This is a genomic window from Cohnella pontilimi (genome assembly GCF_005049045.1).
GTDB lineage: Bacteria > Bacillota > Bacilli > Paenibacillales > Paenibacillaceae > Cohnella > Cohnella pontilimi.
The window spans coordinates 1-22,893 of sequence record NZ_SUPK01000015.1; the positions used below are offsets into that span (position 1 = coordinate 1).

Genomic DNA, 22,893 nt, shown 5'->3' on the forward strand with positions numbered 1-22,893 from the left:
ACTCTCCATAAAGGTAAATCTTTATTAGAGAGCCATGATGGCTCAATTTTAAATCGTTGTCCATCGTCTCAAATGAAACGACAGGGTCCGTATTACGCTCGATGTTCAGTTTTCAAGGAGCAACTTCTATTCTTGCTCGTCCGCGTCGTTTCCGGCGCAGGAATTACATCATACCGCGATGGTCGCTCGCTTGCAACCATCAATTATTTCCATCTCGCAAACTTTCTTGCGATGTCCCGGCCGTGTCCGGCCCAGGAATTACATCATACCTCGCGATCCGTCCGGCTGCAATCCTCAATGTTTTCCAGCTTATCGGCTCCAGGCGGGCGCCCACCAATTGGCCCGGCCAAGCAGCTTCATCAAGGCGGGCACGAAAATGACCCGGATGAACGTCGCGTCGATAAAGATCGCGCTGAACAAGCCGACACCAAGCGCTTTCGTAATCTCAATGTCGGTAAATATGAAAGAACCGACGACTACGATCAGAATGAACGCCGCGCTTGTAATGAGCCCCCCCGTTTTCATGAGGCCCGTAGCCGTGCTTCGTTCGTTATCCCCGGTCTTTTCGTATTCCTCCTTAATTCTTGACAGCAAAAACACCTCATAATCCATCGAGATGCCGAAGACGACGCAGAAAATGGTCACCGGGAGAACGATGCTCACATAACCTACGGACGTAATGTTGAGCAGATTCGCCAAAATGCCCTTTTGAAAAACGATCACCACAATCCCCAAGCTGGCCCCGAGACTGAGGATATTCATGAGCACAGCCTTGAGTGGAAGTATAATCGACCGAAAAGCGGCGAACAGCACCATGTACGTAATCGCCATAACAAATCCGACCATCGCGGGCAGCCCGTGATCGATCCGGTCCAGAATATCGACCCGGTTCGCGGATGCGCCCGTCACATAGGTTTGAAGTGCGCCTGTATCCGCCTTTCTCAGCTTTCGGATCAACCCGGCCGTTGAAGCGGAGTCCGGATCGGCATCCGGTACAACCACAACGAGTGCCGTATGGTCCTTGGCCAGCCTCATCTCCTCGATCCGGCGCTTGGAAGGGTCTGACGAAACCATAGCGGCTGTGACGCCGGGAGGATGATTGCCAAGCATCGTAATGAAACTGCGAACTTTATGGACGCCGGGATACGTACGGATCGTGTTCGTATAGTCGTTAATGTCCCGGATCGACTGTTTGTCCCACACGACACCCGGAGTATGAACCACAATGTGGATCGGATTAGCCTCCCGGGCATCGTACGTTTCCTTCAACAAATCCGAGCCTTGCCTGGACTCGTATGTCGGCGGCAGCACTTCGGCCGTCGGTACGGCCAGCTTCATGCCCCCGATCGGCAGCATGAGCAGGATGAGCATGCCGCTGATGACGAGGACGAGGAAGACCGGACGTTTCATCACGGAGAAGGCGATTCGTTCCCAAAGCGTAGAATTATGTCTCTTTTTCTGCAGGGCGGGGAAAATTTGAAATCGGTTGATTTTATGCCCGAAAATGCTTAACAGCGCCAACAGAAGCGTATTCGAGAATGTGACGGAAGTCAGCACAACCAGTACACCGCCCAAGCAGATGGATCGCATCACCGGAAGGTTGATGAACAGCAGGCCCAGCATGCCGATGAGTACGGCGAAGCCGGAGAAAACGATCGACCTGCCCGCCATTTCGCAGGTTCTGGCAACCGCGGTGCTCACGGCCCGCTGACGAACCAGTTCCTCGCGAAACCGGCTGACGACGAACAAAGCATAATCGATGCCGACGGCCAGTCCGACCATCGTCACCATATTGGGCGTAAAATTGGACAAAGAGTACCGCTGTGCAATAAAAAAACAAGCACCCAACGTGACACTGACACTCATAATTCCGATGATCAGCGGCATGACGGCCGCCAACAAAGAGCCGAAAATCAGCAGCAGAACGAACAAGGCAATCGGCAAACCCAGCCTCTCCGATTTGGACAAGTCGTTCTTGGTTGCCTGCTGAATATCATACAAAGTGGCGGTGGGGCCATCCACGAAAACGTGCATCCCGGCCGGAGGGCGAACTTTCGAACGGATTTCGGGATACTTGTCTAATGCTTCTGTTTTGCTGAGTGCGAGCTCAATATGAACGGACTGCAGGCCGCTGTTTTTGTTCAGACGCGGTGTGTCGTTCACTTTCACGCTGCGGACGTACGAAAGTTTGCGAAGGTTATCCAGCGAGGAGAGAATGGCGGATACGGAAAGGCCGCTCCTTAAATTCATCGTATCGCTGGAATACACAAGCGTGATGGCCGATGCTGGAAAATCGAGCTTGTCCTGCAACAGGGTGAAGCCGACATCCGATTCGCTGCCGCGGGGCGCAAATCCGTTATCCTTCAGCAGCTCAGGCACTTGCCTGGCGTAGTAACCCATACCGAGAAAAACAACGACGGATAATAGCAGCACGAGCCAACGGAGTCGAAATATGAAGCGTCCCCAACGCCAGAAAAAGGTTTTCTTCTCCCGATCCTTCATGGCCGCCTCCACTCCATTTGTTCCTGCCTCGGCTGGTTTATTAGGTTTTGCTCAAGAAACAGGTCATATGCGCAACAAAAGACACCTCGGCTAGGAGGTGTCTTTGGCATGCCAATCAGCTTCTGTGTTAATTGTAAACGTTCAATTCCCGGATGGACCACCAATACGTTGCACTGCCGGTTTGCACCACTTTGATGTACCGGGCGTTTTGGGCGGCAAAATTGACGGTGATGACGGGCCCGGTGCCGGTACCGGAAGCGACCGCGCTTCCCCAGTTCGTTCCGTCGTTCGATACGAACACCTGATAGCCGCGCGCATAATCGTTGTTGCTGCCGGTGCAGTCAAGGACGAGCTTGTTGAACGTTTTCGAGCTCTTCATATCCACGGTCACATATTGTCCCGGCACCATGTCCGTGCCCGTCGTCCACCGGGTGGCCATGTCGCCGTCCAGCATGTTCGCGGGTGTGCCGGTCACGGGCGACGTGGCGGCCGTCCATCCTGTCCGGTTAAGTGCAGCTCCGGTACCGCCGCCGCTCGTATACACGTTAAACTCGTGTACGGACCACCAATTCGATGCGCTTCCGGTCTGCACGACTTTCACGTACCGCGCCGAAACCGAACCGAAGCTCGCACTGATCACCGGCCCGGTGCCCGTGCCGGACGCGACCGCGCTTCCCCAGTTCGCTCCGTCGTTCGATACGTACACCTGGTAGCCTCGCGCATAGTCGTTATTGCTGCCGGTCGAATCCATGACGATTTTGTTGAAGCTCTTGGCGGCTTTCATGTCCACGACGAAATATTGGCCCGAAGCCATGTTGGTACCTGTGGTCCAACGCGTAGACAAGTTGCCGTCCAGCATATTTCCGGGCGTTCCGGTTACCGGCGACGTGGTCACCGTCCATCCCGTCCGGTCTAGTGCCGTTTCCGTAGGCGCCGGTTTGGTATACACACGTACGTAATCGACGTAAAACTTCTGCGGAAGCACCGAATCGTCGGGATTTGTTTTGCCGGTAAACGGAGTATTCGGGCCGCCCACCGCCAAGTTTAATTGCATGTAAAATTTTTGATCGAAGGGAGCCGGGTAAGGCGCGGAAGGCGTGAACCAGTTCGTTTTCGTGGAATATAGCACGTCATCGACATACCAACGGATCACGCCCTCTTCCCATTCCAAAGCGAAAGTGTGATAGGCATCCCCGAACGACTGACCGGCGGGCAGGAAGTAGTCAGCTCCAGACCATTGATTGTTCGGCCAATCGTTGCCGTAATGAATCGTTCCGGACACTTTATTCATTTGGTCGCCGCGGTTTTCCATGATGTCTATTTCGCCGCTTTTCGGCCAACCGCCGTACACGGAGTCCGTCGGCATCATCCAGATCGCAGGCCACATCCCTCTTCCGTGAGGCAGCTTGGCACGAATTTCAAAACGCCCGTACTTCCAGTCCCCCTTGTTTTGGGAGGTGAGCTTCGCCGAGGTGTAGGATTGGTTGTTAAAATTCTCCTTCTTCGCCTCGATGACCAGGGAACCGTTCTCCAAATAAGAGTTGTCGCGCCTGTTGGTGTAGTATTGCAGCTCGTTGTTCCCGAATCCGCCTCCGGCATGGACCAGGTTCCATTTGGCGGAATCCGGAGCCGACCCGTTTGCGCCGTTAAATTCATCCGACCAGACCAGCTGCCAGTTATCCGATGGAGCGGCTGAAGCGGAGTGCAAAGGAAATTGGCCGCCGATCATCAGGAGAACACCCGCAAGGGATATAAGCTTTTTCATTTTCCATCCCCGCTTCTCTATCAATAGTAAACGTTAAATTCATGGATGGACCACCAATTAGACGCACTTCCGGTTTGCACCACTTTGATGTAGCGGGCGGTTTTCGCCGCAAAATTCACCGTGATCACCGGCCCGGAGCCCGTACCACTCGCCACCGCGCTGCCCCAGTTCGTGCCGTCTCCCGAAACGTACACCTCATAGCCGCGAGCGTAGTCGTTATTGCTGCCGGTCGAATCCATCACGATTTTATTGAACGTTTTCGAAGCTTTCATGTCTACGACGACGTACTGGCCCGATACCATGGCCGTTCCTGTGGTCCAGCGGGTGGATGTGATACCGTCCAACATATTCGCGGGCGTACTGTTCACTGGAGAAGTGGAAGCCGTCCATCCCGTCCGGTCCAGCACAGCCCCCGTGCCGCCGGAGGTATATACATTAAATTCTCTGATGGACCACCAGTTTGTGGCGCTTCCGGTTTGCACCACTTTGATATACCGCGCCGTTTGAGCCGCGAAGCTGACCGTGACGACCGGTCCGGTGCCTGTTCCTGAGGCAACCGCGCTTCCCCAGTTCGTTCCGTCGTTCGACACGAACACTTGGTAGCCTCGGGCATAGTCGTTGTTGTTGCCGGTCGAATCCATGACGATTTTGCTGAAGGCTTTCGGGCTCTTCATGTCGACGATAAAGTACTGCCCGGACACCATATCCGTTCCTGTCGTCCAACGAGTGGTCATGTCGCCGTCAATCATGTTCGCGGGCGTACCGTTCACCGGCGACGTCGTGATCGTCCATCCGGTCCGATCAAGCGCCGTCTCCGTTCCGCCGCCGGACTGGGTGGTCGCGCTTGCGGTGTTGCTGGCCGCCGATACGTTGCCGGCTGCATCCCTTGCTTTCACCGTGTAGCTGTACGTGGTGGATGCCGCAAGCCCCGTGTCGCTGTACGATGTGGAGGTTGCGGAGCCGGCAAGCGAACCGTTGCGGTAAACGTCATATCCGGTGACCCCCACGTTATCCGTGGAAGCTGTCCAAGTCAGATTGATCTGGCTGGCCGATACTGCCGTCGCGGCCAGGTTTGCCGGAGCGCTCGGCGCTTGCGTATCGCCGGTGCCGGTGCCCGTTCCCTGGAATTCCGAGACGGTTTGCCGCATAGCGTCGCTCGGCGAGTTCGCATACACCCGGCCGCCGGTGTTGTTGATCACATGCGTAATTTCGCTTCCCGCCATCCCGGACAACCAGATTGTGGTCATGTTGTGAATTTTCACGCCCTGCACGTTCGGAACCTCAATCGCGCTCTCCAGCTTGACCGGAGCGTCCCGGAAGAAGCTGTACACGCCGACGCCCCACGCCTCGTGACTGGTGACGGACTTCGCCACTTTATAGGAGGCATATCCGTTGACCGCACCATTCTGGCTCATCCAGGCTGATTGGCTCGGCACGTCGTACGGGATTTCGGATTGATAAAAATACACCCGGCCTCCGTTGCCGTTCCACAGCGTCTGATACTGATTGTGGTGCTCGTTGAAAAGGCCGTAAACGGTAACGTTATTGCCGTTCACGATCATTCCGTTCGTCGATACGTTGGTGGTCCAGCCCACTCCGGTGCCGTGATCCGCACGCCAAATCCAGAAATGATCGCCGATGACGTGATTGCTGTTGATTTTCAGGCAGGCGTCATTCTTGCCCGCGCCGGCCCCTCCGACCCGGAAGTAAAGGTCATGCAGCGAGGTCGGATTCGCCGAATGGTTGTTCGAGCTGCCGGCAGGTCCCACCTCGAGCATGGACGGGGAATTGTTCGGACCGGCATCGAACAGCAGACCCGCGATTTTCACGCCGTCGACGTCGGCGACCGTCATCGCCGCCTGTCCGTTGTCCGGTATGAGCGTGGGCAGACCGAGACCGAGCACGACGGTATTGGGGTTCGTAATTCGAATTGTATCGTTCAAATGGTAAATACCCGGAGTGAACAAGAGATGTTTGCCTTGGCTGAGGGCGTTATTGATGCTGGAGGCAGTCGCTGTGCCGGGTTGCGCAATGTAGAATTGATCGATGGAGATGGACTGACCCGGCGTAGAACCGGTGGCCCAGCTGACGCCTTTGCGGTTCGTGGCGAGGGAGGGGACGAAAACGTAATATTGGCCGGCATTGTTCATGTAGAGATACGGTTTTTCACGAATAACGGGCGTATTGGCCACAACCGTATAGGGAGGATTCGGGAACGATGCGGCCGGGGGATTGGCGTCGCCGACGAACACCATGTTCCATACCCCGTTGCCCCATCCCCCGTACTGGCTGTTGCGGTTGAACCATTGCTGCTGCGAGGCCGGAGTAATTTTACCGTCCACAATGGAGTCAGCCAGATAACCTCCGCTTGCCCATCCGGCGTTCCAATTGGAGTCGAAGTCGAACAAATCCATGGCTCCAACCACGTGAGTACGTCTCATCGGCGCTGCTTGGGATACGGCGAATTGCGTTTTGCCGCTTGACGGAGTAATCGTCAAATTTTCGATCGAGCGCCAGAAATTCTGGGTCGCGTTGCCGTTCGCCCATTTCGCGTCCACATTCACTCCGCCTGTAATGTTGACGTCGCCGGGATTCTGCCCCAGGCCGGCCACATGCGTGTAAAATCCGACCCTGACATTCACGTTATAAGTGCCTGGTGCAAAAAGCAGTGCATATCTTTCGCTGCCGAATTGGTTTGTCTCTTGTTTCGTAAAAATGGAATCCACCGTACTCTGAATACTGGACGCGGACATTGAAGGATCGAAAATATACACGTTAGGGCCGAACGGGTTGGCCGGCGCCGCGCTGGAGTGTCCCGGTTGATAGGGGAACAAGCCGGCTGCAAGCACCAAGGCGAAAATCGCGGGTATCATTCTTTTCAGCATTTCATTACCTCCTTATTTCCTTCAAATTTAGACAGCGCTTTCAAAAAAGAATTCCATCACCTCCCTGCCCTTTTACTCGCCTTCCTATGGAGCGAAGAATCCATCACCTCCTTACTCCTAATTTGCTCTTCATGACCCGAAGATGAAAAGCAACGGATTTTACTTTTTGCAAATTTTTTTGACTATTTCTATTATTTGGCAAGTTAGCAAACAAAAAAACCGACCTCGCGGGTCGGTTCCTTTTCTTGAAGCGGTGATGATCAAAAAGCTTCTATCAAATACTTCACGCCGAGAATCAAACTTAGCAGCGAAGCTGCGTACATCGTAAAAGGAAATCGAACGCGGAATCCCCGGATTCCACCATGGAGCCAAATTCCTGCAGCCGCCAGGGCAGCATGGGTGACGAACAACCCCAAGCTGAAAGCGGCTACGGCCACAATGCCCGCAGAATCCGCGGCTACACCGGCCAATGTCGTGAACAACAGCAGCTGAGTCGGTGTCTCTGCGCCGATGCCGTGGATGATGCCCACGAGAAACACGCTTTTTTTGCTGAACACGAACGTTTCCGGCATGTTCTCCGATTGCGAGCGCAGGATCAGCTTCCGAATTTTCGCGAACCAAACGATTCCCCGGCTCAGGTGTCCGGATTGTTCCTCCCGCTTCCTCGACAAAAGCATGGCGGCTCCCATGACCACCAGCGTGACTCCGACAGCCTTGCCCATCAAATGATCGGCCCATACCGGTATGCTCCACGCGGTCAGGATGATCGCGCTGCCGAGCAGGCACACGACCGATTCATGTCCCAATGCATACCACAAGGACAGCACAAAACGATTTTTTTTCGTTCCATTCCGGCTGCCGGTAATATCGGCTAATGCCGCAACATGATCCCAGTCGACTCCGTGGCGCAACCCAAGCGCAGCCGACATCAACAGTACTTCAAAGATGTGCATTGCGGTCCTCCCATACTACCCCAACAACAACGTCTGCTTTGCATGACGATGTCCTTACGTCGCTTGCACTATAATCTTCTGACCGCCTCGCGGTACACCGTCTCCAGTGAAACGCCATGTTCTCTGGCTGCTTGGGCCGCATCCTCATATTCCGGAGACTGGTGCACGAGCCGGTCTCCGTCCAATGCCTGTTTCACCCGGATCTCACCGTACGGGGTGACGGCGCGGATGGTCCGCCTTTCCAGCACTTTGCGTTCGCACACGCTTTTGCGGAAACCGAACGTCGACGTCTCGGAGAGAAGCGTCTTTTCGCAGCCGCCCGCGTCAGAAGCCGCGCAGACGACGGTAATCAGGACGCCCGGACGGTTCTTCTTCATGAAGACAGGCGTATAAAAAACGTCCAGTGCGCCGGCCTCGAACAGCCGCTCCATCGCGTAACCGAGCGCTTCGCCGGTCATGTCGTCCACTTGCGCTTCAAGCACGGTTACGGTGTGCGGCGTTTGATCCGCGCTTTCTCTGTTCAGCAGAATCGCCCTCAACACATTGGGGTGCTCGAAATCTTTCGTTCCGGCGCCATATCCGATTCTTTCGATCGTACCGGCGGGCAGCGGGCCGTATCCGTCCGCAAGCGCTTTGGCGATTCCGGCCCCGGTGGGCGTCGTCAATTCGCCTTGCGCCGTGAAGGAGGACAGCGGCACGCCGCGAAGCAGTTCGGCCGTGGCGGGCGCCGGAACGGGATAGACGCCGTGTGCGATTCGGATGCGCCCTGTTCCCGTTGGAACAGGCGAAACCAGCAGCTCGTCGGCGTCTAAATATTCGAGCGCCAGACAGACGCCGATAATATCGATAATCGAATCCATGCCGCCGACCTCATGAAAGTGAACATCCTTCGGATCCATCCCGTGGATTTTGCCTTCCGCCTCCGCAATGAGCTCGAAGATCGCGGTGCTCCGCTGTTTCACCCGCGCCGGCAATTCGGATCGTTCGATCATGAGCAGGATGTCGGCCGCTTTTCGATGGACATGTCCGTGATCATGGTCAAAATGGTGATGATCGTGCTCGTGATGGTGATGATGGTCGTGATGGTGATGATGGTCTTGATGGTGGTGATGATCGTGTTCGTGATGGTGATGGTCGTGTTCGTGATGGTGGTCGTGGGTGCCGCTGTTTCCGTCAAACTTCAACTCCAGCCATTTCGCCGAAATTCCGCGTCTCACCACAGGCACGAAATTCATCTCGAAACGATCCAGCGGCAGCTTCGCCAGGTGAGATCTTATATAGTCCGGGTCTGCGCCGAGATCCACCAACGCAGAAAGCGTCATGTCTCCGGCAATGCCCGAATGACAGTCCAAATAAATCGTCTTCATGCGTCAGCCTCCGCCACTAACTGTAAAATCATTGCCGCATGGTAAGCGGCGCCGAAGCCGTTGTCGATATTGACGACGGTCAACCCGGAAGCGCACGATGTCAGCATGGCGAGCAGCGTCGTGACGCCCTGCAGATTGGCGCCGTATCCGACCGACGTCGGAACGGCGATCACCGGCCGCCGGACCATGCCGCCAACCACGCTGGGCAGCGCCCCTTCCATGCCCGCTACTGCGATGACAACATGGGCTTCGCGAATCCGTTCCCGATGGGCCAGCAGGCGATCGATGCCGGCGACGCCAACGTCATAAATGCGGTCGACGCGGCAGCCCATCCACTCGGCCGTTCCCGCAGCTTCCTCTGCCACAGGCAAATCCGACGTGCCGCCGGACACGACCATGACCGTACCTTTAAACGAACGACGGGGAGATCCATACCGGATCAGCCGGGAAGGCGCATCATAAACCGCTTCGGGAAAACGGGCGGTAATGCGCTCCGCCGTTTCCGGCGACGCCCGTGTAACCAGAGCGCGGCCGTGCACCTCAACCAGGCGGGCGAAGATTGCTTCCGTCTGGTCGGCGGTTTTGCCCAGTCCGAAGATGACTTCCGGGTGTCCGGTCCGTTCTTCCCTGTCTATATCCAGCTTGCAAAACCCCATATCTTCAAACCGGTGCATGGATATTTCCCTCTTTCTGTGTGAGCGCGCGGTTCATGCTGCCGCTCCGGTAACCGCCGAGGTCCATGGCCACGTACTTGTATCCCAACGATTGCAGCCGTTCCGTCACTTGGTCCGCATGCTCCAGAAGCAGTCCCATTTGCTGCGGTTCCACTTCGATCCTAGCAATGTCGTCATGCGTGCGTACCCTTACCTGACGGATACCGAGCGAACGAATATATCGCTCCGATTCTCCGATCCGATCCAGTTTGGCGGCTGTGATCGTTTCCCCATAGGCGATACGGGAGGACAAGCAGGCGAAGGAAGGTTTGTTCCAGGTCGGCAATCCCATGAGACGGGACAGCTCCCGGATTTCTTCTTTGTAGAGGCCGGCTTCCTGAAGCGGACCCCTAACGCCTTTCTCCTGCGCCGCTTTCATGCCGGGGCGGTGTTCGTTCATGTCGTCCGCGATCAATCCGTATACGATGTTGTTGTACTTCTCTTCTAGAACGTACGGCTCAAGATGCTCGAACAAGCTCTTTTTGCAAAAATAACACCGGTTTCCATTGTTTTCTTTGTATCCGGGAATCGCCAGCTCCGACGTTTCGATCACGTCGTGCCGGACCCCCAATTCCCGGGCCAGCCGCTTCGCTTCTTCCAATTCCTCCGACGGGTAAGTCTCGGAATCCGCGGTGACGGCGAGCACGCGATCGGCGCCCAGTGCCTCTCTCGCGGCGAGAAGCAGGAACGTGCTGTCCACTCCGCCCGAGAACGCCACGACGACGGAATCCATTTCGGCTAATATCGATTTGAGCTTTTCGTATTTCTGATGAATCATGCCGCCGTCCTCCTTTACAGGTTATTCCCTGCCCAGAAACCGCCAGAAATTCCGGTTGAACAGATCGTCCAAATCCCGGGCAATCTCTTCATCAGTGACTTGCCAGCCGCTCGCTTGCAAGCGTTCGTATTTATCGGCCAGGACATTTCCAATGATTCTTCGGGAGTGTCCCCATTTGTAAATGAGCTGTTCCAGCACCCGGCAATCGGAATGCTGAGGAATCATGGACGTACCAAGCAGCTCCATCCGGAACCGCGTCATTTCTTCCACGATCGACTCGATATGCAGAAACCACCAGCACCCGAAAATCATCAAATTCCGGAACTTCCTCGCCAGCACGGCAAGCTCATGTTGATTTTCCCGCGCCAGCATCGTCACCAGAAATTTTTGCTTGGGATAACGTCTGCACAACGCTTCGACGGCACTCACGTCGGAACGCATGCTCATGTCGCCGGCCGAACGGAGCAGCGGATTCACCCTTCTCCGGACGCCGATCATGAGGGCGAACGGAATGTCCTTCTCCGCGCACACGGGAATCATGACCTCGTCGATCATCCGATTTCTGTGGTCCTCTACAGGATAAGCGAAATCTCCCGGCATCGAAACCGCTAAATAAAGGGCCTTCATCCTGTCGACCCACTCGGACAAAAACCGGCGGGTTTCCTCACGGGTCCGTTCAGTCCATTCCTCTGAAACTTCATAGCCAAGCTGCGTAAGTTCCCGGACCGCGTACGGCCAATCGTTGAGCAGGGAATCTACGCGAAGCGCCGCATAAAACCGGGGATCAGCACCACCTTTGCCTTCCAGCCACACCTTCTGTTCGACCGGATCGAACGGGTCGTTCGTCATCACGATTTTGCTGACACCCGCAGCTTCCATTACCGCGTCGACCTGCTCGTTCACGGTGCGGCTCGCGAAAGCTTTCCGGTACTCATCCAGATTGCGGGAGCCCACGTTCAGGCCAAGCCGGTGAAGCACGGTAAGGAATCCGTTCGCCGCTTCGCTGACGGGCGAGTGTTCAATAAACAGCCGTTGCCAAATAAAATCGGCCTGCTCCTTCTTGGACCACGACCAAAACGTTTCATACTCTTCGTCCGACCAACGAAACGATTCCGAAATCAAGTAGTGATAAATGAGCAGCTCATCGACTCCCCACAAGAGCAGCTCGCCGAACTGCGGCGCGAAAAGATGCGTATGCATGTCGGTGACCTGCATTTGTTCCGTCATCCGGAGCACCGTTGATCTCAAGGTGGAAGTAGGCTCATGCGAGATAGCCATATCCTGATCTCTCCTTTTATTCGCTTTTGCAGCAGTTTAGATCGTCATCGCTCCGAAGCCGCCGTCCACCGTCACGATGGACCCGGTGACAAAGCTGGACGCCCGCTCCGATGCCAAATAAACGACGGCGCCCTGAAGCTCGCTCGCTTCCCCGAACCGGCGCATGGGCGTATGGTTCATGATCGAAGCGATCCGCTCTTCCGACAAGATTTTGCGGTTTTGCACGGCCGGGAAAAAGCCCGGAATGATGGCATTGACCCGAACACCGCTCGGCGCGAACTCCCGGGCCAGAAATTTGGTCACGCTGTTCACGCCCGCCTTGGACACAGAGTAGGTGAATACCTTCGAAAGGGGATTCACGGAAGAAACAGAAGAAATGTTGATGATGCTTCCGCCCTTGCCCGCCTCCACCATGTGCTTGCCGAAGATTTGGCAAGCGAGGACGACGCTTTTCAGGTTCACGTCCATGATCCCGTCCCATTCCTCCTCGGTGATCTCGAAGAATGGCGTCGCGCTGTTTCGGCCCGCACAATTGAGCAAAATGTCGACGGAGCCCTTCCAGGCGAGCACTTCCTCCAACACCCTGCCGAGACCTTCGCGGCTCACGGCGTCGGATTGAAAGCACCGGGCGACCGGTTTGCCCGCCGCTTCATCGACACGGACGCGCACGGCTTCCGCCGTTTCTTGATTACGGCCGACAATGGCGATATTGGCGCCGTGTCCGGCGAGGCCGATCGCCATTTCCGCGCCAAGCGTGCTGTTGCCGCCGATGATGACGGCCGTCTTGCCGGATAAGTCGAACAAATTCATAGGGAATCCTCCTTGGGTGACGAACCGATGACAATGGGATAACCACGGCGGTCATTTTGAATTATTTCGGTAAATATCCTTCTTCGTCGAATGTCCATTCGTAAGGCTCGCCAATGATTTCGATGTCGGGATGAGCAGCCGCCTCTTCGAGCAGCGTCGTCGAAATCTCGATTTCGCCCAAATGAAGCGTATCCCGGATCCGGGCGACACGGCATTGCGTATAATCGAGAATGTTGCAGGTTTTGACCGCGGCTTGGATGGCCAGCCGGTCGTTATGCAGCGTCGTCGCGATTTTGGTCGGCGCGCACACGGTAGAGGTCAGGCCGTTCGCATACATCGTCGCCAGATCCGTCTTGTCCACCAGTCTTTGCGTCGTGAAATCGGCCGTGCCCACGCCGTTGGCATTGCCCTTCGTCTCGGGCGTGAGATCCAGAACGACCATCTTGCTGACATCAGGCCCTCCGCTGGCGTACGGCGTAGGGTATCGTCCGGTGACGTTCGGATCCATGCCATCCCCGCTGATGTTTTTGCCGATATAATCGATCACGAGCACATCCAGCTGCGTGAACAATAGCTTCGGCAGCCTTGCCTTGGCTTCGCGAAGCAGTTCCCGCTCCCGTTCCTCCAACGTCTCCGGCACAAGCGCCTCCACGAGGCAGGTTTGATCGTAGGCATTCTCCACAACGGCCAGACCGAACGCGACCGGCAGCTTCTCCAGCATGACGCGCGCCATATTCGGCACGTTCTCCGCCATATACTTGAAGCCGAGCTGATGGCACGCTTCCGCACCTTTCTGTTTGCCGAGCCCGATGGCCAGCATTTTCATGATGCCGCTTTCAATCTGGCCCCGAAACGCCGTGTGCGGCTTCACCCGGTTAATCACGACGATGGCGTCGGCCTCGTAAGCGTAGCGGTCCACATAAATCGGCAAGCCGTTGTCCAGACGGCCAATTTCGACCACTTCCATCGTCGAACGAACCGGCGCACCCACGGACGCTTCGTCAACTCCCAAATGGGCCAGCACCTCGGCCTGCCCCTCGGCGGTCGCGCCGCCGTGACTGCCCATGCTGGGCACGATAAACGGAAACGCGCCCGCATCCTTAATGGCTGCAACGGTTTCCCGGACGAGCGCCGGGAGATTGGCGACTCCCCGGCTTCCGACGGCAACCGCCACCTGCTGCCCTTTCGCCACGCGTCCGATGACTTCCGGCTTGCGCACCGCCTCGCGGCACGCCGCCGACGAATCCGGCAAGGCGAAGTCGTCGAATCTTTGCCTAATTTTCACCATTTTGGGCAAAGGAATGTCTTGGAGCAATTTACTGAGAATATCCACGGGCAACCCTCCTAAGTCCTTAAAAGATCGACTCTATACGCTGATGTTATCATTCGCAGGTCATTTTCCGCATGCCTCGAGTTGGCGAGATGCAGTTCCCATTTATACGTGATTGGTGCTACACTGAAATTATGCCATACGAAAGAAGGATCGGCGGATGACGCTGCGCGAACAATTTCAATTACCGATCGAAGCCTTATACAATACATCCAAGATTCCCGCCGATTTCCACTCCCATCTAGACTATGAAATCTATTACTTTCGAAGCGGCAAATGCACGTATCTGCTAGGCGACAAAATTTACGAACTCGCGCCCGGCGACCTTATTCTGATGAACGGCATGACACTGCATTATCCGAAGGTCGATCCCCGGTTCGAGTACTGCCGCAATATCGTGCATTTCAGCTCTTCTTTTGCGCTCGAATTATTCCGTCCTCCGTATTCCACAGTCGGCATTCTCACACCCTTCGAGGAGCTGCGCAACGTGCCGATTCCGCTTGAGCCCGGAGACAGGGAACGGCTGGAACCGCTGCTGGACCGGCTTTGCCTGCTTTATGAACGCCGCGATTCCTTATCCCACGACCTGTTTCTGTCCGGCTTCTCGGAGCTGCTTCTTCTGATCAAGGAAATCTCGAATAAGCCGTATGCCAAGCATACCTTCCCGGTTTCGGCGAAACAAGCGAACGTCCAGCGGATGATCTCGTACGTAGAGTCCCATTTCACAGAAGACATAACGTTGGAAGATCTCGCCCGCGATCTGCACTTGAACAAGTTTTATATGGTCAAACTGTTCAAGGAAACGACCGGCATCACGTTGTTCCATTATCTATACCAGCGTCGCATCAATCAAGCCAAGGTGCTGTTCGCAATGGATCCGGAACACTCGGTGACAGCCATCGCTTACGAAGTCGGGTTCAAGCACGGATCCCATTTCAGCAAAACGTTCAAAAAATACACCGGCGTCTCTCCCGAGTCATTTCGTAAACGCGTGCAATCAAATAATTAAGGGCAGATTTCTCTGCCCTCTTTGCCTTCTACCGGGTCACATCCTTGCCGCCGGACATCGCGCGAAGAAGCTCGTCCCGCCGCGGCAAGCCTTCCCAATCTCCCTTGAACTGTGTGGTCAGTGATCCCATGACGTTCGCCGTCTGCAGCGCCCGTTCGAAAACCTCTTCCCTGTCCGAATTTCCCTCCAAATATACCGATAGAAACCCGGCGGCGAACGCGTCTCCCGCCCCGACCGTATCGACCAGTCGTGTTACCGGCCGGGCAGCGACGCGAACCGCACCGCTTTCCGCAAATCCGACGGCTCCCCGCTCACCCAACTTCAGCACGACAATGCCTGGCCCCATTTCGCGGAACGTTTGCCCGTATTGCTCCTCGGTTGCGGGACCGAGAAGAAATTCCGCTTCCTCGAGCCCCGGAAGGAATACGTCGCATAAGGGAATGAGCGACAGCAGCGTACGGCGCGCCTCTTCTTCGGACCAAAGTTTGCGCCTCAGGTTCGGATCGAACGAGACCGTAAGTCCTTGTTTCCTGGCCTGGACCATCGCTTCCTTCACCGCATCGGCGGTGTCGGGACCGAGCGCCGGGGTGATCCCCGTCACGTGCAGATGGCGGGCTCCCCGGAACCATTCCGGCTTGATATGGTTAGGGGAAAACCGGCTGGCGGCGGAAGCTTTACGGTAATAAAACACGTTCGGGTCGCCGTAGCCTTTGAATTCCTTAAAAAATATCGCGGTCGGATACTGCGAGTCCCTCTCCGCGTACGAAACATCGACGCCTTCACCAGCCAGCGCGGACAACACCATGTCGCCGAACGGATCGGTCCCGAGACGGCTGATCCAGCGAACCTTACGACCCAGCCGGGACAATCCGATTGCCACATTCGACTCCGCTCCGGCGACCGATCGGGTGAATAACGGCGCGTACGGGAGCGGGCCCTCGCTCATCGGCTGGAAAAGGACCATGCTTTCCCCGATCGTGACGACGTCCACGGAGCGTTCTCCGGTTTCCGTCCTCATGCGCGCCCGGCCCCCCGGACTTCGTCCGTAAAGGCTTGAGCGAGCCTGCGCAGCTCCTCGAATTTCCCTTCGGAGATCAGCTTCTTGTCGACCAAATTGCCGCCCAGTCCCACAGCAACGGCTCCCGCGTCCAATACGGACCGGATGTTTTGCAGGTTGACTCCGCCGGTTGCCACCATCGGAATGTGATCCAGCGGCGCTCGGATTTCTTTGAGATAGTTCACGCCAAGGCTGCCGAGCGGGAATACCTTCACGGCAGAAGCCCCGGCTCTGTATGCCCGGACGATCTCGGTCGGCGTCATCGTGCCCGGCCACACATCCAGGCCGTGTTCCACACCATAACGAACGACTTCTTCGTCAAGATTCGGGGAAATGAGGTACTCCACTCCTGCGGCGGCCGCCTCTTGGGCTTGCGCCAAATCCAGCACGGTGCCGGAGCCGATTCTCATGCGGCCTTCATAACGTTCGCGGAAACGCGAAATCATACCGAGCGCACCGTCGGTGTTCATCGTGACCTCAAGAAACACGATTCCACCTTCAAACAGCGCCTGCACGGTCGCGTCCGCCTTGTCTTCCGGAATGCCGCGGACGATCGCCACGATTTTTTGTTTGGTTAACGATGTCAATAATTCACTTGGTTTGCGCGCTTTTTCAGACCATTCTACCATCGTCGCCTTCAACTCCTTTTCTCGGTTGAACAAAACCTGAGCGTAACCTCATATGTACATCATATCTACCTATCGGTTCAATTGGAAGGAAAGAAAGGAGCGCGTTCTCCCCAAAATCATCCGAGTGCAAAAAAGACACCTCCGCAAGAGGTGTCTTTCTGTCCGCGGCTTTTCAGCTGTGCCTATCGATTTGAGTTATTTCATTCCCGTCATCGTCAAGCCTTTAATAAAATGCCTCTGGAAGAGGAGAAACACGATAAACACCGGAATCATGATCAGCACGCCGGCCGACATCGACACATTGTAGTTCACGGTATTTTTGCTGTTGAAAAAGACGAGTGCGAGCGGAACAGTCATTTTTTCATTATCGTTCAAAACAATTAACGGCCATAAATAGTTATTCCATGCCGCCATGAAGGTGAAGATGCCCAGCGCGGACAACATGGAGGTGATTTGCGGCAGCACGATTTGCCAAAAGGTCCGGAATTCGCCGGATCCGTCCATGCGCGCGGACTCGATCATCTCGTAAGGGATGGATTCCACTGCCTGCCTGGCTAAAAAGACCCCGAACGCGCTCACCAGCCCCGGAACCACGAGCGCCAGAAGACTATTGAGCAAGCCAAGTTTGGAGATGATCAAGTAGGTTGGAATCATGACCACCTGAAACGGAATCATCATCGTGCCCAGCAGCACGACGAAGATCGTCTGCTTCCCCCTAAAGTGGAACTTGGCAAAAATGTACCCGGCCAAAGCGGACGTAAACAGCGTGCCCAACGTAATGGCCGTTGAGGTGACCAGACTGTTCATCAGCCATCTCATGAACGGCGCATCCCGAACAACCGTAACGTAACCTTCCGCACTCGGAGCCTGGGGCCAAATGGACGTCGACGAGATGATTTCGAGATTGCTTTTGAATGAGGATAAGATCATCCAGACGAACGGAACGAGCATGAAGCAGCCGCCGGCGAGGAGCACGAGGAACAAGATCGCATAAGGAATATCCTTTTTTCTCATCCGCATCCCTCCTAGTACTCCCACTTGGAGCGGCCCAGCCGGATTTGCACAAGCGTGATGATCATGATGATGAGCAGCAGCACAGTCGCCATGGCGGAGGCGTACCCCATGCTGTTATATTGGAAAGCATTCGTGTAAATGTTAAGGGCCAGAACATTCGTGGAGTTTTGCGGCTCGCCGTTGGTCATGACCTGAAACTGCGGAAACATTTGAAAATAAGAGATAAGCGTCATCACCGTCACGAACAACGTGGTCCTCTGCAGCAGCGGCAGCGTCATTTTCCAGAACACCACAAAGCGGCTTGCACCGTCCAATCTCGCGGCTTCGTAAAACTGGACGGGGATGGAGTCAAGACCGGCCATGAAAATGACGATGTTGAACCCGATATCCGCCCATAGCGTCATGAGCACCACCGACCACATCGCCATCGACGGATCGGACAGCCAGGGAACCGCATCGAGACCTAGACGTTCGAGCGTCAGATTAAACAATCCGCCGTCGTTTTTGTACATGGTGGACCAAATAATGGCCGAGCCGGACAGCGGGGCGATGGTCGGCAGGAAAAACATCGTTCGGAGTGTGTTTCTCCAAATGGCGCTTCGAACTTTGTTGATGCCGAGAGCGATGAGCAGCGTCAGCACAATATTGACGGGAAAAGCGAATCCGACGAATTTGACGGTGTTCCAGAACGACTGAGTGAACACTTCATCCTGAAACAGGTTCTTATAATTGTCCAGCCAGATAAACGGAGATTCTTGGTAGAGCGCGCTGTATTGGTAAAACCCCAGCATAATCCCCCATACAATGGGCACGACCGAAAAGACGAGAAAAAGCAGCAGGATGGGCGTTAGCGACAGGAGGATGAAACGGCGGTCGAGCCTATATTGCCGGTATAAGGTGTGAACTTTGCTCATGACGATTTATTTCCTACGCTCAGGTGTTTATCGATCATTTCATTTACGGACTGCTCGATTTTCTTTAATCCGTCCTCAACGGACATTTTGTCCGAAGCGATCAACTGGAAATTGTCGTTGACGGATTTGACGAAGAAATCCCGGTCTTGGACGGGCCCCACCCATTTGCCGTATTGCAGCACGTCTATCGATGTTTTGAGCATCGGCAGTTTTTGCAGATAAGCCGGATCTTCTGCGGCATCTTTGCGGGCAGGCACGGTGAAGGTGGTAACGTTGAAATCCAACGCCTGCTCTTTCTGATTCATATAGTTCACGAAGGCCCAAGCCTCTTCTTTATGCTTGCTTTTGGCGGCGACCACTTCGCCCCAGCCGGATTCAGCGGCGAAGTATGGCGGGCTGTCCGTCAGAGAAGGCATCGGAATGTACTCGAAATCGTTTACCTTATAGGTGTTCACCCCACTGGCGATCGTCCACGGTCCCCGAATCGTCATCGCCGAGCTGCCTTTGAAGAAGTAATCGGAAGAGTCCAGATTATCGCCAAACCGCGATAAATCCGTGACCTTATCCACGGTAATCAATTCTTTCAGTTTGGTCATGGCGGTCACAGCTTCGGGGCCGGTCAGGTTCACGTGACCGTCGCTCGTCCAGTAATCCGCATTTTGCTGCAGAATAAACGAAAGGAAGGTGAAGAAAATATTGTCTCCGGACACGAAGTCGAAGCCTTTCACTTTGATTTTGTTGCCGTCCCTCACGGTAAGCTGCTTTGCGGCGTCGATCAACTCGGCGTATGTCTTGGGGGGATAGGTGATGCCTTTGTCTTTGAACATTTGGGGATGAGCCAGCACACCGCCGTTCTCCAGGTTGTATTCTTGCGGAATGCCGTAAATTTTATCGTCTACGGTGTAGGCGCCCAAAGCGGCTTCAAAAAAGTTTTGCTTCAGATCCTCTTGATTGGGAGCCTGATCCAGGTGGCCGTTTTTCGCGTAATCCGTTACCCAGGTGCCGAAAAGCTGCGCAATATCCGGCGCGTTGTTGCCCGCGTAGGCAGCTTTCGCTTTTTGAATGAAGGCGTCGTAGGGGAAGTACTGGTAGTTGATCGTGACATTCGGTTTGATTTTTTTGTATTCCTCGATCCGCTTTTTATTAGCCTCCACGAAGGAAGGATTATCATGCGTCCACCATACCAATGTCACTTTCGCGTCGCCTGAGCCGCTGCCGCTTGACGCACGGCTGCATCCGCTGACCACCATCGTGACAAGAAAGCACGCAACCAGCCACAACCGAATGTTCTTCCATTGTTTCACGCTTTTCTTCCTCCTCCAAAACGATTATTGAAACTGAGGCAGGTACCGGTTGTGTGCTTGCAGAAGTTCGTCCGTCATTTTCTCCACTGTTGGCCGATCGTTTAGGTAACCGCCGGTCAAGATCGCTTCGACCAACAGTTTGCGGTCTCCCGTGATCGCCGCTTGCACCGTTAATTCCGTGATGGCGATCGGTTTCGCCAAAAGTTGAGCCAATACATCCGGGAAGTCTCGCATCTGCAGTGCCGCAAATCCCGAACCCGTGGCTACAGCAGGTAATTCCAACACAGCGTCGCTCGGCAAATTGGGAACGGCACCGCGATTCGGCATGTTGACGGAGAAAGTCTTTCTTTCGTCCTGTTCGATCGATTCGATGATCTCCATGAGCTGCTCGTGTTCTCCGGCGAACTTGTCAAAAAAGCTGGCAGGCAATGGATCCGGTGATTGTGCCAGTTGGAAGACTTGGTCATAAATCTGGTCGCCGAAGGCGATGACTTTCTCAAAAGAGTAAGCGTCTATGCCGAACCTTTTTCCATAATATCGACCCTCTGGAAATCTCTCGGCAAAAAATTCCGTAATATGCCGATCGCCGGGAGCGGGGTACGCGCGGTGCTGTTCCATAAAGGTCCATGCGAACGGGTCGCTTAGTTTGGGACTTTCGCTTTCGGGTTCCGCGAAGGTGGCGCCCACGTTTTGGTAATCGATACCCTCTCGTTTTATCGCCTCGTATTTATCCATCAGCAGCGGATAAGCGTCTTGGCCATGATAGAAGAACTTATAGAGGAAGGTGAGATGATTGATGCCCACTGCATAGGAGGTAAGTTGGCGACGGTCAAGACCGGCGTAATCGGCTAATGCGTTGTGTGTGTCGTGCACCCCGTGGCAGAGTCCGATGACCGGGAATCCGGTAGCCTTATGGATCGCTCTGCAATTGGCAGTCATCGGATTGGAGTAGTTAAAGAAATAGGCGTTAGGACAATATTTCATGATATCCCGTGTAATATCGAGCAAAGCAGGAATCATCCGCATCGCCCTTGAGATCCCACCGGGCATGGCGGTATCTCCGACCGGTTGAAACACCCCATACTTTCTGGGAATCAACACGTCCTGCTCCCAAGCCCGTCTGCCTCCCACGCCGATTGTTGTGACAACATAGTCGGCATTGCCCAATAGTTCCTGCCGCTCTGTGGAATACGATAGCTCGATGTCCGCTTGTTTAGCCTGGATCATTTTGCTGCACAGCTTGGCGATGGAGTCGAGCGTGACCGGATCCGTGTCCACTAACGCCAAATGCCATTGGCGCCCATGGCTATGCCGGATCAAGTCGGAGACCAATCCTTGCGTAAACATGGCACTGCCCGCGCCGATCAATACCATTTTCTTCACTTGGGCACCCACCTGATTTCAATTTGGCACGCCGGTTGTTGTAAGCGCTTTTAAAATGTTGTGAACATTGAGTGCTGCCTTGTACATTTGTAGGTACTATTAAGATACATTTTGTATCAAAAGCGGTCAACCACGGATTTTGAAAAACAAGCAAAGAACGCGCTCAGTGTTGGGCGCGCTCTTTTTCTTCCGCAGGGTGGCCGGCTGTTAGTCGGTCTGGCTGACTTACGATTACAGACTTCCGTCGGGTCGCCTGCTGTTAGACAGTCTGGCTGACTTACTATTACAGACTTCCGCCGGGTGGCCGGCTGTTAGCCAGTCTCGCTGACTTACGATTATAGTCTTCCGCTGGGTGGCCGGCTGTTAGTCAGTCTCGCTGACTTACGATTACTGTCTTCCGCTGTGTGGCTGGCTGTTCGTCAGTCTCGCTGACTTTCAGCTTCTAAACCACGCCGGATCCACTCAGTCGGCGCGAATAAGTAGCACACTGCTACCTAACAGCGAGCAGACCCATCCTGTCGGCGCGAATAAGTAGCTCACTGCTACTAAACCGCGAGCGGATCCACCCAGTCGGCGCGAACAAGTAGCACACTGCTACTAAACCGCGAGCGAACCCACCCGATCGGAGCGAACAAGTAGCACCCTGCTACTAAACAGCGAGCGGACCCACCCGATTAGCGCGAATAAGTAGCACTCTGCTACTAAACAGCGAGCGGATCCACTCAGTCGGCGCGAACAAGCAGCGCACTGCTTCTAAATAGCGTGGTCGTCGAGATGGTCGGTCAGCGAGTTATTACACAAAAAAACACCTTCCTTGCGAAGGTGTTTCATGATCGGCCTGGCGGCGTCCTACTCTCCCAGGACCCTGCGGTCCAAGTACCATCGGCGCTGGAGGGCTTAACGGTCGTGTTCGGGATGGGTACGCGTGGAACCCCTCCGCCATCACTACCAGACCAACTAACGCAAGGCTTGCGCCTTGAAAACCGGATGCGAAACGAAACATCTATGCTGAAACATCATCGATACCTGTGTGCTTATTAGGATAAGCCCTCGACCGATTAGTACTCGTCAGCTGCACACGTTGCCGCGCTTCCACCCCGAGCCTATCAACCTGGTGTTCTTCCAGGGGTCTTACTAAATTGGGAAATCTCATCTTGAGGCGGGCTTCGCGCTTAGATGCTTTCAGCGCTTATCCCTCCCGC

The 22,893-nt window shown here is 55.0% G+C and carries 17 protein-coding genes and 2 rRNA genes; 1 reads left to right on the forward strand and 18 read right to left on the reverse strand.

Features of this window, described 5'->3' with window-relative positions; translation table 11 throughout:
* Positions 1-309: 309 nt before the first annotated feature.
* From E5161_RS20345 to E5161_RS20390, 10 genes are all read right to left on the reverse strand, one after another.
* On the reverse strand, positions 310-2,502 hold the full coding sequence (locus E5161_RS20345; protein WP_136779719.1) for an MMPL family transporter: 2,193 nt from the start codon (positions 2,500-2,502) through the stop codon (positions 310-312).
* Positions 2,503-2,629: 127 nt separating this feature from the next.
* Positions 2,630-4,267 (reverse strand): discoidin domain-containing protein, encoded by a 1,638-nt coding sequence (locus E5161_RS21215; RefSeq protein WP_246042483.1) that lies wholly within the window; start codon positions 4,265-4,267, stop codon positions 2,630-2,632.
* A gap of 20 nt (positions 4,268-4,287) precedes the next feature.
* The gene (locus E5161_RS20355) at positions 4,288-7,152 is read right to left on the reverse strand and encodes a discoidin domain-containing protein (protein WP_136779720.1); all 2,865 of its coding nucleotides are present in this window, start codon (positions 7,150-7,152) and stop codon (positions 4,288-4,290) included.
* Positions 7,153-7,412: 260 nt separating this feature from the next.
* Positions 7,413-8,105 (reverse strand): hypothetical protein, encoded by a 693-nt coding sequence (locus tag E5161_RS20360; RefSeq protein WP_136779721.1) that lies wholly within the window; start codon positions 8,103-8,105, stop codon positions 7,413-7,415.
* A 68-nt stretch (positions 8,106-8,173) separates the two neighbouring features.
* Positions 8,174-9,472: a nickel pincer cofactor biosynthesis protein LarC gene (larC, locus tag E5161_RS20365; protein ID WP_136779722.1), complete on the reverse strand. Its 1,299-nt coding sequence runs from the start codon at positions 9,470-9,472 to the stop codon at positions 8,174-8,176.
* A complete protein-coding gene (gene larB / locus E5161_RS20370) occupies positions 9,469-10,146 on the reverse strand; it encodes a nickel pincer cofactor biosynthesis protein LarB (RefSeq protein WP_136779723.1) in 678 nt (225 codons plus the stop codon). The genes larC and larB overlap by 4 nt, the downstream gene beginning before the upstream one ends.
* A complete protein-coding gene (larE, locus tag E5161_RS20375; protein ID WP_136779724.1) occupies positions 10,133-10,963 on the reverse strand; it encodes an ATP-dependent sacrificial sulfur transferase LarE in 831 nt (276 codons plus the stop codon). Before larE ends, larB begins: the two co-directional genes overlap by 14 nt.
* Before the next feature lie 21 nt (positions 10,964-10,984).
* A complete protein-coding gene (locus E5161_RS20380; protein ID WP_136779725.1) occupies positions 10,985-12,241 on the reverse strand; it encodes a glucuronate isomerase in 1,257 nt (418 codons plus the stop codon).
* Positions 12,242-12,277: 36 nt separating this feature from the next.
* Positions 12,278-13,051: an SDR family oxidoreductase gene (locus tag E5161_RS20385; protein WP_136779726.1), complete on the reverse strand. Its 774-nt coding sequence runs from the start codon at positions 13,049-13,051 to the stop codon at positions 12,278-12,280.
* Between the two features lie 61 nt (positions 13,052-13,112).
* Positions 13,113-14,384, reverse strand: a complete 1,272-nt coding sequence (locus tag E5161_RS20390; RefSeq protein WP_136779727.1) for a nickel pincer cofactor-dependent isomerase, group 22 — start codon at positions 14,382-14,384, stop codon at positions 13,113-13,115.
* A gap of 157 nt (positions 14,385-14,541) precedes the next feature.
* Here E5161_RS20390 and E5161_RS20395 point away from each other — a divergent pair, with 157 nt between their 5' ends.
* Positions 14,542-15,390: a helix-turn-helix transcriptional regulator gene (locus E5161_RS20395; protein ID WP_136779728.1), complete on the forward strand. Its 849-nt coding sequence runs from the start codon at positions 14,542-14,544 to the stop codon at positions 15,388-15,390.
* Positions 15,391-15,418: 28 nt separating this feature from the next.
* Here the strand turns inward: E5161_RS20395 and E5161_RS20400 are convergent, their stop codons facing one another.
* The 8 genes from E5161_RS20400 to E5161_RS20435 all read right to left on the reverse strand — a co-directional run.
* Positions 15,419-16,408: a sugar kinase gene (locus tag E5161_RS20400; protein WP_136779729.1), complete on the reverse strand. Its 990-nt coding sequence runs from the start codon at positions 16,406-16,408 to the stop codon at positions 15,419-15,421.
* Positions 16,405-17,076, reverse strand: a complete 672-nt coding sequence (locus tag E5161_RS20405; protein ID WP_136779730.1) for a bifunctional 4-hydroxy-2-oxoglutarate aldolase/2-dehydro-3-deoxy-phosphogluconate aldolase — start codon at positions 17,074-17,076, stop codon at positions 16,405-16,407. Before E5161_RS20405 ends, E5161_RS20400 begins: the two co-directional genes overlap by 4 nt.
* A 195-nt stretch (positions 17,077-17,271) precedes the next feature.
* Positions 17,272-18,090 carry a carbohydrate ABC transporter permease gene (locus E5161_RS20410; protein ID WP_246042484.1) on the reverse strand — a complete coding sequence of 273 codons (819 nt, stop codon included), beginning with the start codon at positions 18,088-18,090 and terminating at the stop codon, positions 17,272-17,274.
* Between the two features lie 11 nt (positions 18,091-18,101).
* Positions 18,102-19,004: a carbohydrate ABC transporter permease gene (locus E5161_RS20415; RefSeq protein WP_136779732.1), complete on the reverse strand. Its 903-nt coding sequence runs from the start codon at positions 19,002-19,004 to the stop codon at positions 18,102-18,104.
* Positions 19,001-20,308: an ABC transporter substrate-binding protein gene (locus E5161_RS20420; RefSeq protein ID WP_246042486.1), complete on the reverse strand. Its 1,308-nt coding sequence runs from the start codon at positions 20,306-20,308 to the stop codon at positions 19,001-19,003. Before E5161_RS20420 ends, E5161_RS20415 begins: the two co-directional genes overlap by 4 nt.
* Before the next feature lie 24 nt (positions 20,309-20,332).
* Complete coding sequence (locus E5161_RS20425) at positions 20,333-21,682, reverse strand: family 4 glycosyl hydrolase (protein WP_246042488.1); 1,350 nt, start codon at positions 21,680-21,682, stop codon at positions 20,333-20,335.
* Positions 21,683-22,527: 845 nt separating this feature from the next.
* Positions 22,528-22,644 (reverse strand): 5S ribosomal RNA (gene rrf / locus E5161_RS20430).
* A gap of 85 nt (positions 22,645-22,729) precedes the next feature.
* Positions 22,730-22,893: ribosomal RNA gene (locus E5161_RS20435) — 23S ribosomal RNA — on the reverse strand; the annotation flags it as partial.